We start from the raw sequence: 15,144 nt of genomic DNA, 5'->3' as shown, positions 1-15,144 counted from the left end.
GAACCTACTTTAGCACATTTGCATGATGCTATCGCGCATGGCAGCGTGTAAACTGCTGCATGAAGAGCTTCGGGCGTGCGGCAGAGCGAAATCCGTTCAGAAACGCTCGCAATGCAAAAGATGCGCACATTCGAGGTCTGCGTGGGGTCTAGTCTCCTCTATGGCCCGGTGGTGATCTCGGATCCATTGCTCGGCTGTCCTCTCACTGTGGCGGCAGGCCGCGTTCGCGCCGCCAGGGATGGCGATGAGAGCATTTACTTCGCGTCCGGTTGGGGCACGACAGTCGAGCAGGCGCTGCAAGGCTGCCTTTATGAGGCGGACGAGACCTACTTCGCCCAGATCATTCCCGAGGGGCGAATTCTGCGGTCGCGTGCCGATGCGATTCATGGTCGGGTCGTCGAGCCGCCCGGCATCCTTCTTTTCAGCGAAGAGCAATATGACCGCCGAGAGGCCGCGAACCGACAGCCCCGCAATATGGTTCCGGCCCGCTGGGACAGATCCGCGCCCGAAGACTGGATCCTGAGTGACGACAGGCTCGGTACGGAGCAAGCCTGGGTGCCCGCGGGGCTGTGTTTTCTCGGCTATGATCCCGGTGGCAAGCAATCATCGTTGCCGGCTGCCGACTCGAACGGACTTGCGCTGGGCATCAACCCTGAGGCCGCTGCGATGAGCGCCCTTCTCGAGCTGATCGAGCGAGATGGGACCTCCATCTGGTGGTACAATCGGCTTGTTCTGCCTCGAATCGATCCGAAGTCGATGGCAAGCGATACTATATCTTCATACGAGGATTGGCTTCGGCGCCAAGGTCGCGAATTGCGCCTTCTGCGACTTACGTTGGATTTGGCGGTGCCGATAGTTGCGGCAATCTCCAGCGATAATTCCGGCCGGGGTCCGGCGATGGGGTTTGCGGCAGGCGCATCGTGGTCAGCGGCTGCCACAAGGGCGCTTGGAGAGCTTGCTCAATGCGAAGCGAACCTTGCTCTGCTCTCCCAACAGGCGCAGCAACAGGGAACGGCCCGCTTTACGCCCGGGGCGCGGCAACTTTATCGCTGGCATCAAGAGACGGATCTTGGGCTGTGTCCATATTTGCAGGGTGAAAATAGCGGCCCTGCCTGCGCGGATGAAGCGACACTCGACTACGCCTCATGCGTCAAACTCTGCCGCGAACGAAGCCTGGAAATACTCGCCGTCATCCTGATGCAGGATGAGCAGCGGTCCCTTGTCCGAATGTTCGCTCCGGGGTTGCGTTCGACCAAACCAAGGTTTGGTCCGGGCAGGCTCTATTCTGTTCCAGCCACGCTTGACCACGGGCCTGCGAGGTCAATATGCCGAGACCCTTTCCCGTTTTAGCGCGAAGCCAAAAGCTGCTGCAAAGTTCCAATTTGGGATCGAACACCGGAGGGCATACTCTACCGCTTCAGATTCCTTAAAGCGGCCATTCCGCTATCGGCCCCCTTCCGGCATTTACAGTGGCCCCTAATCGCCGAACCGGGCCAAAGCTGCCGACGTCACACTAAGCGCTAATCTATGCTGAAAGCTAGGACCTCGATTCTATGCGACAGCTTTCCGCGCAGGCGAGCGGCTGTTGCCGCCGGTCTTGGAATCGCGCTTGCGCTTTGAAAAGTGCGCAAGCAGAGCCGCCAAACCCATCGCGTTGAGAACCCGCGTCCTAGGAACGCCGCCCTTGCGGGCCATCTCGACACCCCAATGCATGTGGTCGAGTTCTCGGATCGAATGCGCGTCCGGATTGATGCTGAAGATGCAGCCGTAGTCGAGTGCCTTCTGATGCCACCGCCAGTCGAGATCGAGCCGCCACGGATGCGCGTTGATTTCGACAGCGACACCATATCTCGCGCACGCTCTGAGGACCTTGTCGACGTCGAGATCATAGCCGGGGCGACGCAACAACTGGCGACCGGTCATGTGCCCGATGATTGTCGTGAAGGGGTTCGCGATTGCCTCAATCATACGGTCCGTCTGCTCTTTCTTCGGCAACTTGAAGCGGCTGTGCACGCTCGCGACAACGAAATCGAACTGCTCCAAGACGTGGTCCGGATAGTCAAGCGAGCCGTCGGCCAGGATGTCCGCCTCGATGCCCTTGAGGATACGGAATTTTCCACCATACCTCTTGTTCAGCCGATCCGCTTGGCGGTGCTGCTCAGCAATCTCCTGCAATGTGAGGCCGCCCGCGTAGTGCGCAGACTGCGAATGGTCGGCGACACCATAGTACTCGAACCCGCGCTCACGGGTCGCTTCAGCCATTGCCTCAAGCGTCTCGGTGCCATCGGATGCGGTCGTGTGAGAATGCAGGATGCCATTGAGATCTTCATCCCGGACAAGGGTAGGGAGTTGCCGCCTCGCTGCCCGCTCAATCTCGTCCCTGCCTTCGCGCAGTTCGGGTTCGATGAACTGCAGGCCCAGCGCGTCGTAGATATCCTCCTCTGTCACTGATGCGATCAACTTCCTCCCGCGGTAGAGACCATCGGGTTTGAGGGCGAACCCTCTCTCGGCCGCAAACATCCTCAATTGCTCTAGATGGGCCGCGGAACCGGTTGCTTCGAGGAAGCTCGCGCCAAAGTGCTTCTTGTCCGTTACGACAAGCCTGAGGGTGGACTGCTCGATTTCGGTCCGTTTCTTCCCCTGCGCGACCAACGCGAGGTCGGCAACAAGTTCGCAACCACGTCGGAAATCACCGGCGATTTCCACGCGCGAAAACTCGGGATGCTCTTGCTTCACGGAAATGACCGCATGCTCAAGGAGAGCGGCGGCCTTGTGCAGGTGAAGCTGTGTTTCGCCGCCTCGAGCGATAGCCAGGTTCTGCAGGATTTTAGTCTGAAGTGAAGCGCCGAGGCCTTTGATTGGCCGGATGCGATCTGCCTTTGCCGCCGCTTCGAGCTCGGCCAACGACTTCACGCCGAGCGCCTGATGAAGCTTCAGTATCTTGTCGGGCCGAAGCCCCGGTATGGCAAACAGCTCCATTACACCCGCCGGCACCTCCTCGCGCAGCTTCTCAAGGCGTGGATGCGTGCCCGATTCGTAGAGCTTGCGTACAATGTCTGCGATAGCGTCACCGATGCCCGGGATTCTGGTGAGGGCGCCGGCGGCGATGATCCGGTCAAGCGGCTGCGACAGCGCAGTCAGACTATCGGCCGCGCGCAGGTAAGCCTTAGTGCGATAGGGATTGCCCCCGCGCAGCGACGAGCGATGTGCGTATTCCCTTAGGAGACTGGCGACGGTCCTTGAATCTGGTTTTGCCATTGTCGAGGCAAACGGGCCCAATCTCCGCAGGTTCCAATCAGGCAAGGGCAGCGAGCGCTCACTCCTTGCTGCCGTTTTCCCGGAGTGGGGCGCTACAGATTCGGCAACGATTGGTCGGCGCGACCCCATCCCGCCAGAGCTTTGGAGGCTGCGCGTTTCTTCAATTCAGGAGCGTCGCCGACGCGGAAATGCGAGGGCGTATCAATCGTCTTCATCTCCGCCCAGGTGATCGGCGCCGCGACGGGCGCGCCAGGTCGGGACCTTGCGCTATAGGGCATGATCGCGGTCGCCCCGCGCTGGTTGCGTAAATAGTCCACAAAGATGCGACCCTTCCGGCGCGCCTTCGACAGCGCGGCCGTAAAGTGGGCGGGATCGCTCTGAGCGACCGCTTGAGCGAGACGAAATGCGAAGTCTTTCACTTGCGGCCATTCAGCCTGAGGGGTGAGCGGGGCGACCACATGCACCCCTTTGCCTCCCGTCAGCATAGGGAAGGTCGTAAGTTCCAACGATTTCAGAATATCACGAAACTGGAAAGCAGCCGCACGGACAGCTTCGAAATCAAGACCCTCATCGGGGTCGAGGTCGAACACGAGGCGGTCGGGCTTTTCGACATCCTCGATCCGAGCTCCCCACCCATGCAGCTCGATCGTTCCCATCTGGACGCAAGTCATCAGCCCAGCGGCATCGTCGACATAAAGGTATGGCTCCTCGTGGCCGTCTTTTTCGGTGATACCCACTTGGTGGACTTTGTCGCCAAAGCTCCCGGCATCATGCTTCTGGAAAAAGCACTTCTTGGCCCGCCCCTGCGGACACCTAACAAGACTGATCGGCCGACTGCCGACCCAGGGAAGCATGATCTCCGCGACGGCCGCGTAGTGGTCGGCGAGCTGGCCCTTGGTGATATTGGACTCTGGATAGATCACACGGTCACGGTTGCTGATGGCAATGGTGTTCGCCGGCCACGTGGTCAGCTTGGTCGTGCGACGTTCCGTCTCCAGCACGACCGCCTCCGGCTTCTTGTCTTCGCGTAGACCGAGGTAGCTCGGATGTCTCAGCGTTCCTTCGTTGGTCATCTCGGTGAAGGCAATCTCTGCGACCAGCTTGGGGTAAAGCCAATGTGCTCCGCGAACTTCGGCTCGCGGCGCCTCGACGGTCGCGGCTTTCTGCTCGAGCGGTGCCATGATCTTCATGAGACGGAAGAGTTCAGCTGTATCGAAGCCGGTGCCGACTTTCCCGGCATAACGCAGCTTGCCGCCGTCATGCACCCCGAGGATCAATGACCGGAACGCGCGGACCTTATCGGACGGCGTCCAGCCGACAATTACGAATTCCTGCCGCTTGATGCACTTGATCTTGAGCCAGCTTCCGCCGCGGGCTGCCACATAGTGCGTATCGGCGAGCTTCGAAACAACTCCCTCGAGACCGGCTGCGCAAAAGCGTTCGAGCAGCTCTTCTCCGCGACCGAGGATGTGATCGGAATAGCGAAGGATCGCGTTCTTCGCGGGCAAGATTGCCTGGAGCTTCTCTTTGCGTTCAAGGAGCGGGCGCCTGGTAAGATCTTCGCCGTCGAGCTGAAGGAGATCGAAGGCATAAAAATCGATGGTGGCTGGCGCACCCTTTAATGCGTTCTGAAGCGCCTGGAAGTTTGATCTTCCGTTCGCATCGACAACGACGGCCTCGCCGTCGATCAGAGCGGAGCGGACCTTGAGCTTGCGGGCTTCCGAAAGAACGGAAGGAAAACGCTGCGACCAGTCCAGGCCAGATCGGGTATAGGCACGCGCTTCGCCGCCGCCGACGGCAACAAGAATGCGATAGCCGTCGTATTTCATTTCGTGGATCCAGCGGTCGCCGGCAGGGACGGTGTCTACGAGCGTTGCCAGCTGGACGGGCCGAAAAGTGGGAGGCGCTAATTTGGTCCGGTCACGAATAGGCGACTTCGCTTGAGGAGCGCTCCACCCAGGGATTGCCTTACGCGACGTTGGCTTGACCACTCTCACGCACCCCAAACCCGAGACGAAATGGCTTAATCGCGTCCAACGCGCGATTGCTTCTTTGGTTTCGTTCCGGGGGGTTGAGCTTGTCTCCATCATTGCTGAGTCCGTGTGCCTGCCTGCAAGCCCGCAGCGGTATCGTTGCCCGAGACGGCAAGTATGCGGACCGCCCATCACGCTTCGGAAGCAGCTCCGCGATCGCCAGCATCAGCTCGTGCAGAACACCAGAGTGGCCCCTCCCGCCGATCCCCCGGCCATCATCGACCCGACGGTTGAACGGGTGAAACCGGGCAGCATAACAGCCTGGGTCCGCCATCTTCGGAACAGCCAAAGCTACGGCATGGTGCCGTGCAGGGCATCAGCGAAGACGGAACCTAACGCCGCCTTCCGGCTTCTCTCGCCATGACCACGCGCGGGATCAATTTCTTAGACCGGTGGATGGCGGATCACCTGCCGAATGCGATCACGGACGATTCAATGGCCATCGTTTACCTCGTCGAAGAGGCCCTGAAAGCTGCTGAGCGAGAAGGCATTAGCCCCGACGAGATCAGCGAGGAGGTCGGCACAGTCTTCGAAGTGATCCTGGAGGCGATGCAGAACCGAGAAGAGGGCTTGGCGGTCTGAGCTCCGGTGGAGCTATGCGTTGCATTAGGAAATGTTAACTTCAGCCGCTGCAAAGGCGGCGCATAATGCCCACCTGCCCCGGCTCGCAACACGGGGTAAGAGGCCCGGCCTGTCCCGCTCTAATCGTCCCCCGAATTCCCGCTCGCAGGCCGGGTCGCCTCAGCTTCACCTGATGGGTAAACTGCAATCGGAGCGGCCCGCCAGGGTCAACAGCCCGTTAGACTCCACATGTCACTTGAACGCGTACCTGTTAACAGCCCCGTCCGCCTCATGCGTGACCCGGATCCAGCGCTGACGACCGCCGAGCGGGGCGGGGGACCAGGGTGTGTCGACGGGTCGTCCGAGGACAAGGGGCCATATGGTCAGCAAACTGCGTTGCGATAGGCCCTGGCTCATTGTGGCGTCGATCACCCCCATCCACATTCACATTTGTTATTCCCTCCGAGTCGGGCGCCTTGTATCGGCGCGCTACAAATCGGGGGTAGGCCAATCCTCGAAACCGCATGCATTCGCCACGGGGGCAGGGCAAGGACGCGCGCGAAGGCCTTCGCAGGTAGCGAGTGAAGGGCGGGGGTGTGAGACACCTCTGTACGGGGCTCTATTCCAATTCGCATCCAGATTGGCAACGATCCGGCAACAAAAACGGTGTAGCTCTCGGCCGACCGGTGTAGGCTTGAGCACGTGCCGAGCCCGTTTGGAACCACATTGGCAACATCGGGCCAAAACGGCGCAGGGTGTGAAAGGGGGCCGCTACGCCTTGCAATTCAAGGCGTCTGCGGTTATTCAGACGCCCGTTGCTGCGGTAGCTCAGTGGTAGAGCACTCCCTTGGTAAGGGAGAGGTCGAGGCTACAACCCCCTCGGGCTTCAATGGCAGCCATTCGATCTTCGATCGCCGAGAAGCGGACTGTCTGCAAACGGCCCCATTTCGGTCATTCACCAGGAGGAAGTGGCTGGCTACTTAGGGCTCCATCGTCGATATCTCGAAGCCAGTAACTATTCTCGTCCATCGTCTTTCGGTTCGCCAGACCATACGAGAGAATACGAGGGAAAAGGGTAGGCGAACCACCCGCTAACATATTGATTTCCTGTCGAAAACGACGACCCTCCGGGCCCACCATAACCTTTGATTTCGTTGCCGAAAATTGAGCGAGGCCAGAAACTTCCGGGCCCGTTGACGGGCTGGGGCAAAAGGCGATCCCCGCGTTTGCTCCCGTCAAGTTGGAGGCGCAGCACCATCGAGCGACTAACCACCATTGCCCGGACGACACAAGCCTACACTGCCGCTGCATGCCCATGCTGGAGGCCAAACTCGGGCCGCCACTTGTGACCGTTCGCTTCCGGCCGCTTCCAGATTGTTGGGGCAGCATCTTATGAAGCGAGGAATAGCAGACGGTAACGAGTTGATGTCCTTGATCTCCAAGGTTTATTAGACCGCCGGCTCGGACCTGGGGGGCATGCGCCTCTGACCTCCTGGGAATCGGTCAAGATGCGCATTGCGCTCGCCCGTTCAACGTCATCGCGCCCCACGAAGGAGCTCAAGAACATAGGTCTTGGCGCCCCGTACCGCCGCCTCCAACGGCAAACCTTGAGCTAACGATGCGGCGATGGCGCTGGACAGCACGCAGCCGGTGCCACGCATCCGCCGATGGACGCGAGGCGCTTCGACCCGAACGGCGCGACGCTCCGGCTGCATGAGAACGTCATTCGCTTGATCTCCGTGCGCGTGCCCACCCTTGACGAGCACGGCGGTCCGCACCGTCGCCGACAGGTCCTCGCCTTGAACGCAAGCGCCTTCTTCGTCCTTCGCAGGTTCTGATCCCACCAGCCTTGCGAGCTCAATCAGGTTGGGGGTCACGAGCCGGCAGAGCGGCATCAGATCACGGCACAACACGTCGACGGCATCGTCCTCCAGCAACACGCGTCCCGAGGTCGAGCCAAGCACAGGGTCGAGGACCACCGGCACCTTCGGATGGGCCGCCAGGACAGAGCCGACCGCCTCAATGGCTGCCGCCGTCCCCAGCATGCCGATCTTGACGGCTGCGACCGGATTGGCAGCAAAGGCAGCGCGCATTTGGGCGGCGATAAGCTGCGGCGGCATCTGCTCGATGTGTTCGACGGCCGAATGCGTCTGGACGGTCACGGCCGTGACGGCGAGGCAACTGCGCAGCCCAAAGGCGGATACGGTCTCGACGTCTCGGGCTGTTCCGGCGCCGCCACTTGAATCGCAGCCGGCGACGATCAGCACATGCGGCGTCAACGCCATTGGGCTGTCGCCGCCAGCCATTCAGCCGTCCGCGCCTCGGGGTGCGTGTTGCGGGTGATGTCGGTGACGACCGCCGCACTTTGGGCGCCGTGCGCGAAGACACCGGCTACGCGCTCGACGGTGAGCCCGCCGATGGCCACAAGCGGAATATCGCCTAAGCGCTGCTTCCAGGCGGCGATGCGGGCCAGCCCCTGCGGAGCCCATTTCATCGCCTTGAGAATGGTCGGGTAGATCGGTCCGAGCGCGACATAGTCCGGCTCGGCTTGGAGCGCTGTTTCGAGTTCGGCGCCGTCGTGGGTGCTGAGGCCCAGCCTCACGCCCGCCCTGCGGATCGCCTTCACATCAGCCTCCGCCAGATCTTCCTGGCCGAGGTGAACGAAATCGCAATTTTCCTCGATCGCAACACGCCAGTAATCGTTGACGATGAGCTGGCAGCCGTGGCTGTCACAGACTGCCTTCGAGGCGCGAATTTCTCGGCGCAGCGAAGCTTCGTCCTGGTCCTTAATGCGCAGCTGCACCAGCTTCACGCCGAGCGGCACCAGACGTTCGATCCAAGCGGCGGAATGGACGATCAGGTAAAACGGATCGAGCTTCATGAGAATGCTGCCATGCCGATGACGGGGGTGGAGGGAACGGCCATGTCGCGCGGCTCGAGCAGGCCGGCGCAATAGGCCTCGCGGCCGGCCTCGACCGCCTTGCCGAAGGCCGCCGCCATGGCAACGGGATCGCCGGCCCTGGCGACGGCGGTGTTGAGCAGCACCGCGTCGTAGCCGAGCTCCATCACGGCCGCGGCATGCGAGGGCCGGCCGATGCCAGCATCGACAATCAGCGGAATGCCGGGGAAATGGCCGCGCAGGCTTCGCAGCGCATCGGGGTTCTGCGGCCCGCGTGCGGAGCCGATCGGCGCGCACCAGGGCATCAAGAGCCTGCAGCCGGCGTCGAGCAGGCGCTCGGCAACGATGAGGTCGTCGGTCGTGTAGGGAAACACCTCGAAGCCTTCAGAGGCAAGGATCCTTGCGGCTTCCACCAATCCGAATACGTCGGGCTGCAGCGTATCGTGGTTGCCGATCACTTCGAGCTTGATCCAGTCAGTGCCGAACACCTCGCGCGCCATCCGCGCCGTGGTGACCGCTTCGCTCACCGAGTTGCAGCCGGCGGTGTTGGGCAGCACGCGAACGCCGAGCGACTGGACCAGCGACCAGAACTGGCCGCCGGCTTTGCCGCCCGATGTTTCGCGACGGAGCGACACGGTGACGATCTCCGTGCCGGACGCTTTCACCGCCTCCGCCATGACGGCAGGCGAGGGGTAAAGCGCGGTGCCCAGCAGAAGGCGGGACGCGAGTTTCTGTCCATAGAACTCGAGCATGGGATCAGCCTCCCTTCATCGGCGAGAGGATTTCGACGCGGTCGCCATCGGTGAGCCGGCAGCGGTCCCGTTCCTTGGCAGGCACGACATCGCCGTTCCTCGCCGTGGCGAGCCAGCTGCCCTGGAAGTCAAGTTCGCTGAGCAGCGCGGCAAGCGTTTCTGCCGCGACTTCATGGGCTTGGCCGTTAACAATGAGCTTCAAGGGCAAACTCCTTTGCGGCAGGATTTCCCCGGATGAGGTCGGCTGCCTGCCGCGCCATGGCCGGCGCAAGCAGGAAGCCGTGGCGGTAGAGGCCGTTGATGCGAATATTCCTCCCGTCGCGCTCGACGCGAGGCAAGTTGTCGACGAATGCGGGACGCACGCCGACGCCGGTTTCGACCAGCTCGGCTTCGCCGAAGGCCGGATGCAACGCATAGGCGGCGCCGAGCAGCTCCATGGTCGAGCGCGCGGTGATCGGGCCTTCGGCATCGCATTCGATCATCGTCGCGCCGACCATGAACAGGTTTTCCGCGCGGGGCACGACATAGACGGAGATGCGCGGATGCAGCAGCCGCACCGGGCGGGTCAGCGAGATCTCGTGCGTTCGCAGGATGAGCATCTCGCCGCGCACGCCGCGCAGTTCCGGTCGCCTGTCACCGCTGCCGGTGCAGTCCACCTCAATATCCTGAGATGCGGGCGCCGAGCTGCGGCCGAACTCGACGCGCGCGCCCATCCCGCGCAGCTTGTCGCGCAGGGAAAGCAGCGCCTTGCGTGGGTCGAGATGCGCTTCCTCAGCGAAGAACAGCCCGCGCCCAAACCGGCTCTCGAGCGCCGGCTCGAGTGCCGCGATTTGGCTGGCGTCCAAATGCCTGAAGCCGGACGTTCGGCGGCCGAAGCGGTCGAGTTCGCCGGCATCGCGGGCAGGAGCCAGCACCAGCGTGCCGCGGCGCGCGACATGACCGGGCAAGGCGGCGTCCCACCAGTCGGCTGCACCGCGTCCGAGCGTCAGCACGGTCTCTTCGGCGTTCTCGCGCTCGCACCAGGGCGCAAGCATGCCGCCGGCCTGCCAGGAGGCATTGCCGGCGATCTCGAGGCGTTTCTCGACCACGGTCACATCGGCGTCGCGCGTTGCCAGCTCGTGCGCGAGCGTCAATCCGGCGACGCCAGCGCCGCGAATGAGCACCTTCATGGCGTGTCCGTGCGCTCGGGGGTGCTGTCGACGGGCATGTAGAGATCGCCGCCGTCCCGGTACTTCGCAGCCATGGCCGCGAGCCCTTCCTTCTGCGCTTCCGCGCGGATGTCGTGCGAGATCCGCATCGAGCAGAATTTGGGACCGCACATGGAGCAGAAATGCGCCACCTTGTGCGCCTCCTTCGGCAGGGTTTCGTCGTGGAAGGCGCGCGCCGTCTCGGGATCGAGCGAGAGGTTGAACTGGTCCTCCCACCGGAACTCGAAGCGCGCTCGCGACAGCGCGTCGTCCCTGACCTTGGCGGCCGGATGGCCCTTGGCCAGATCTGCGGCATGGGCGGCGATCTTGTAGGTGATGACGCCGGTCTTGACGTCATCGCGGTCGGGCAGGCCGAGATGCTCCTTCGGCGTGACGTAGCAGAGCATCGCCGTTCCGAACCAGCCGATCATCGCCGCACCGATGCCCGATGTGATGTGGTCATAGCCGGGCGCGATGTCGGTGGTGAGCGGTCCAAGCGTGTAGAACGGCGCTTCGCCACAGACCGCGAGCTGCTTGTCCATGTTTTGCTTGATCTTGTGCATCGGCACGTGGCCGGGGCCCTCGATCATCACCTGGCAGTCCTTGGACCAGGCGATCTTGGTGAGCTCTCCGAGCGTTTCCAGCTCGGCGAACTGGGCCGCGTCATTGGCATCGGCGATCGAGCCGGGGCGAAGGCCGTCGCCGAGCGAGAACGCCACGTCATAGGCCCGGGCGATGTCGCAGATCTCCTCGAAATGCTCGTAGAGAAAACTCTCCTGGTGGTGATGCAGGCACCACTTGGCCATGATCGAGCCGCCGCGCGACACGATGCCGGTGACGCGGTCGACGGTCAGCGGGATATAGGGCAGGCGCACGCCGGCATGGATCGTGAAATAGTCCACGCCCTGCTCGGCCTGCTCGATGAGGGTGTCGCGGAACACCTCCCAGGTCAGTTCCTCGGCGACGCCGCCGACCTTCTCCAGCGCCTGGTAGATCGGCACGGTGCCGATCGGCACCGGCGAATTGCGCACGATCCATTCGCGGATGTTGTGGATGTTGCGCCCGGTCGAGAGGTCCATCACCGTATCGGCGCCCCAGCGGATCGCCCACACCATCTTCTCGACCTCTTCGGCCATCGACGAGGTGACGGCGGAGTTGCCGATATTGGCGTTGATCTTGACCAGGAAATTGCGGCCGATGATCATCGGCTCGCTTTCCGGGTGGTTGATGTTGGACGGGATGATGGCGCGGCCGCGCGCCACCTCGTCGCGCACGAATTCCGGCGTGACGAAGTCGGGGATCGCGGCGCCGAAGCTTTCGCCATCACGTTGAACTTTCGAACGCAACTGCTCACGGCCGAGGTTCTCGCGGATGGCGACGAACTCCATCTCAGGCGTGATGATGCCGGCGCGCGCATAGGCGAGCTGTGTGACGGCGCGGCCGCCGGCCGCGCGCAACGGTCTGTTGCGAACCGGGAATTCCGGCGTCAGGCGATCGGCTGAGACGAAGCCGTTGTCTTCCGGCTTGATCGTGCGGCCCTCGTAGCGCTCCACGTCTCTGCGCGCCTCGATCCATGCCTCGCGCAGCCGTGGCAAGCCACGCTCGATGTCGGTTTTCATCGCGGTGTCCGTGTAGGGACCGGACGAGTCATAGACCGTGACCGGCGGCTCGCCGGCGCTCGGGTGGACCGAGATCTCGCGCATCGGCACCCGCAGCTCCGGGTGGAGCTGACCGGGTTTGTGGACCTTCTTCGAAGCGGGCAATTCGCCGACGGTGACGGTCGGGGTGTGGGCATCCATGAGTGAGCCTCCTTGCTCGAGTGCACGGAGACCCAGTCCACGCGATGAGGAGGAAGTGACGCTTCGCTTAGGATGCGGGCACTGCCCGAATGCCGAAGCCGGATTGCCGACCCGCGAAACCTCGCACCGTCCCTACGCCAGTATGAACTGGATCAGGTTCAACGGGTCACTGCGCGCTATTAGCAGTATCTCAGCCCCTTGCCGGGACTCCCCTGGTGAGGCGCCTAGGTTGGACGATGCGACGCTATCCTGTCAACTCGACTTCATGACTTCTCCAGCCTCGAACAAGCGACGAGAAGGGGCGCAGCCACGCAGCTTTGATCGAGCAACTCTTACATCGACGCCCATTGAGCCACGACCTTGCGCGCGTCGAGCTGGCAGTCGGGGCCCACTTGTCATCCGCCAAGGAAACGCTTTTGCGATCCCTTGTGGCGGCGGATTGAAGAACGCATTTTTCGCCTCGAAGAGCATCTGTTCGGCGTCTACGGACGCTGGTTCGATTTGTTCAGGACCGAATTATTGCGCAGCCGTAAGGGTCGAGTTGCAGCGTTCCTTCAACGGCCTTGCCCGTCAGCAGGTCGAGGCCCTTTGGGACGTTGGTTACGATCACGGCGACTTCCGTGGTGTTCAGCACGAACATCAGCCGGCGGTCGTCGGCTTCCCTGACAGAGACCTCCACCCCGGCAGGCAGGTCGGGCAGCAAAGGCGCTATACCGGCTTTGGCCAGCACGACATCGACAAGCTTCTCCGTCAGTTGCGGCGTGAGATACGTGCCGACATAGACAACCCGACCTTGCCCAACCTTGCGGGCGGTAATTGCCGGAGAGCCGGCGGCGAAGCGGTTCGACCAGATGCCGAGCACCTCGGTGTCAGGCGCTACATCAAGCACCTCGTACAAATGCGCAGCCTGGAATTCTTCATTGCCAAGGGTGAACAGGTATTTGCGTTCCGCGGACGAGGCCGGGAGCGGCGGCGGTGCATAGGCGCCCATCGGAGCCGGACGAAACAGCGGAAACAGGCCGCTGCCGCCTTCGGGAACGACGCGGCCGAACTCCGCCACCCTGACGCCGCTCAGGGCTGCAAGGGCCTTGCCGGGCGCCTGCTCGCGAATGATGTGGTTGTTCTCGTCCCTCGTCCCGCTCAATGCCGATAGGATCAGCGTACCGCCGTTGCGGACGAATGTTTCAACAGCCTCGTTCCATTCATCCTTCCACATCACCCAATGCGGGACGTAGAGCGCCTTGAGCCGCGAAAGATCGTCTTCGGGATGAATGAACCCGCATGCAATGCCGTTCTGATAGCAGTGGCGATGAAGCAGCGTCGCGTCTTCGAGCGGACTGGGGAGGCCGATCGGATAGGTCTTGTGAGCCTCCTGGTTGTCGAAGTCCGCGCCGGCGATGCCGAGGTCCATGCGCACTGCGGTGCCAAGAATCTGCTCCTTCGCGGCGGCGATCTCATGGAAGAAGCGGCCTGCCTCGTCATAGCGGCGGCGCGGCACGTCGTCGTGATCGATGACGCCCATCCAGTAGATCTCGGCGCCGAAATGCGCGGGACGCCAACGAAAGAACATGACACCGTCGGCGCCGCGCGCCACCGAGGTCATGGCCATGCGACGCATCTCGCCGGGCTCCGGCGTCATCGTCGAGAAGCCGGGCTGGCTGCCGAAGCCTGAGGCCTGCTCCGGAACGATGAAGTTGCCGGAATAGGCGCGGCATATGTCGAGATGGAGGGCCTGGGTCGCCGCATGCCCGCCGGTTCGGCGCATCTCGTCATAGAGCATCGGATAGATGTCGAAGCCGATGAAATCGAGGTCCTGTCCGAACTGACCGCGGAAGTCGATGTCGGCAAGCTGGCCAAGATTGTGGAAGATGAACCAGTCCGGATTGGCGACACGCAGGATCTCGACCTGGTCGTGTTGGAAGGCCGCGGTCGCGGCGGCCAGAAAGCGATGGTAGTCCTGCACGTGGCCGGGGCTGGGGTAGGACGGCATGAGCGGTCTCGGCAGGTCGATCTGCGAGAAATCGTCGTAGGCCGTCGCCCAGAAGTGGCCGCCCCAGGCGAAGTTCAACGCCTCAATGGTGCCGTAGGCCTTCTGCAGGTATTTCTGGAACTCCAGCCTTGTCGAAGGCGCGAACGATTCCGACACCGTGGTGTTGAGCTCGTTGTCCGTCTGCCAGCCGATCACACGCGGGTTGTGCCGATAATGCTCGGCCATGGCGCGGGTGATGCGGCGGCTGTGGGCGCGGAATACCGGGCTTGTGGTGTCGGCATGCTGGCGCGATCCGTGGCTTGAGGCCCGCCCGTTCATGTCAACGCGCAGCACTTCGGGATAGTTGACGGTGAGCCAGCGGGGAGGGGTGGCTGTCGGCGTGCACATGATCGTGTCGATCCCCGCGCGGCCGAGAAGTTCGATCGCGCGATCGAACAGGCCGAACTCGAACTTGCCTTCGCGGGGCTCGAAAATGTGCCAGGCGAACTCTCCCATACGCACTGTGTTGACGCCGGCGGCGGCCATGCGCTCGGCGTCACGCTGCCAGCAGCCTTCGTCGACATGTTCGGGGTAATGAGGTGCTCCAAGCAGAAAGCGGTCAAGATTGAGGGGCCGCCATACGGATAGCGGAGCGGGCTCTTTGCGGTTCATGCGTATGGGACTTT

At 62.4% G+C, this 15,144-nt stretch carries 11 protein-coding genes and 1 riboswitch; of the genes, 2 read left to right on the top strand and 9 right to left on the bottom strand.

All coding sequences use genetic code 11. From position 1 onward, the window contains the following. The first annotated feature begins 111 nt into the window (after positions 1–111). A complete protein-coding gene (locus P9228_RS11225; protein ID WP_206618056.1) occupies positions 112–1,350 on the top strand; it encodes a YcaO-like family protein in 1,239 nt (412 codons plus the stop codon). A 201-nt stretch (positions 1,351–1,551) separates the two neighbouring features. Here the strand turns inward: P9228_RS11225 and P9228_RS11220 are convergent, their stop codons facing one another. Together P9228_RS11220 and ligD are read right to left on the bottom strand one after the other, a co-directional pair. Then, on the bottom strand, positions 1,552–3,258 hold the full coding sequence (locus P9228_RS11220) for a DNA polymerase/3'-5' exonuclease PolX (RefSeq protein ID WP_278053449.1): 1,707 nt from the start codon (positions 3,256–3,258) through the stop codon (positions 1,552–1,554). A 92-nt stretch (positions 3,259–3,350) separates the two neighbouring features. Then, positions 3,351–5,345 (bottom strand): DNA ligase D, encoded by a 1,995-nt coding sequence (gene ligD, locus P9228_RS11215; RefSeq protein ID WP_278054049.1) that lies wholly within the window; start codon positions 5,343–5,345, stop codon positions 3,351–3,353. 306 nt (positions 5,346–5,651) lie between these two features. Between ligD and P9228_RS11210 the strand changes: the two genes are divergently transcribed. Continuing rightward, a complete protein-coding gene (locus P9228_RS11210) occupies positions 5,652–5,873 on the top strand; it encodes a DUF768 domain-containing protein (protein WP_127847222.1) in 222 nt (73 codons plus the stop codon). A 1,514-nt stretch (positions 5,874–7,387) separates the two neighbouring features. Here P9228_RS11210 and P9228_RS11205 read toward each other — a convergent pair. The 7 genes from P9228_RS11205 to P9228_RS11175 form a co-directional block, all read right to left on the bottom strand. Beyond that, on the bottom strand, positions 7,388–8,137 hold the full coding sequence (locus tag P9228_RS11205; protein WP_278054048.1) for a hydroxymethylpyrimidine/phosphomethylpyrimidine kinase: 750 nt from the start codon (positions 8,135–8,137) through the stop codon (positions 7,388–7,390). Further along, positions 8,128–8,733 (bottom strand): thiamine phosphate synthase, encoded by a 606-nt coding sequence (locus P9228_RS11200; RefSeq protein WP_278053448.1) that lies wholly within the window; start codon positions 8,731–8,733, stop codon positions 8,128–8,130. The genes P9228_RS11205 and P9228_RS11200 overlap by 10 nt, the downstream gene beginning before the upstream one ends. Further along, positions 8,730–9,503: a thiazole synthase gene (locus P9228_RS11195; protein WP_095802715.1), complete on the bottom strand. Its 774-nt coding sequence runs from the start codon at positions 9,501–9,503 to the stop codon at positions 8,730–8,732. The genes P9228_RS11200 and P9228_RS11195 overlap by 4 nt, the downstream gene beginning before the upstream one ends. 4 nt (positions 9,504–9,507) lie before the next feature. Continuing rightward, on the bottom strand, positions 9,508–9,705 hold the full coding sequence (gene thiS / locus P9228_RS11190; RefSeq protein WP_095802716.1) for a sulfur carrier protein ThiS: 198 nt from the start codon (positions 9,703–9,705) through the stop codon (positions 9,508–9,510). Then, the gene (gene thiO, locus P9228_RS11185) at positions 9,689–10,672 is read right to left on the bottom strand and encodes a glycine oxidase ThiO (RefSeq protein ID WP_278053445.1); all 984 of its coding nucleotides are present in this window, start codon (positions 10,670–10,672) and stop codon (positions 9,689–9,691) included. Before thiO ends, thiS begins: the two co-directional genes overlap by 17 nt. Next, positions 10,669–12,489, bottom strand: coding sequence for a phosphomethylpyrimidine synthase ThiC (thiC, locus tag P9228_RS11180; RefSeq protein ID WP_278053443.1), 1,821 nt, complete (start codon positions 12,487–12,489; stop codon positions 10,669–10,671). Before thiC ends, thiO begins: the two co-directional genes overlap by 4 nt. 111 nt (positions 12,490–12,600) lie before the next feature. Then, positions 12,601–12,713, bottom strand: a riboswitch (TPP riboswitch). 281 nt (positions 12,714–12,994) lie between these two features. Then, positions 12,995–15,130, bottom strand: coding sequence for a beta-galactosidase (locus P9228_RS11175; protein WP_278053442.1), 2,136 nt, complete (start codon positions 15,128–15,130; stop codon positions 12,995–12,997). Positions 15,131–15,144: the final 14 nt, after the last annotated feature.

This window comes from Mesorhizobium sp. WSM4898 (assembly GCF_029625845.1).
GTDB lineage: Bacteria > Pseudomonadota > Alphaproteobacteria > Rhizobiales > Rhizobiaceae > Mesorhizobium.
The sequence above is the reverse complement of the archived record's forward strand: the minus strand, read 5'-3'. Positions and strand labels throughout refer to the sequence as shown.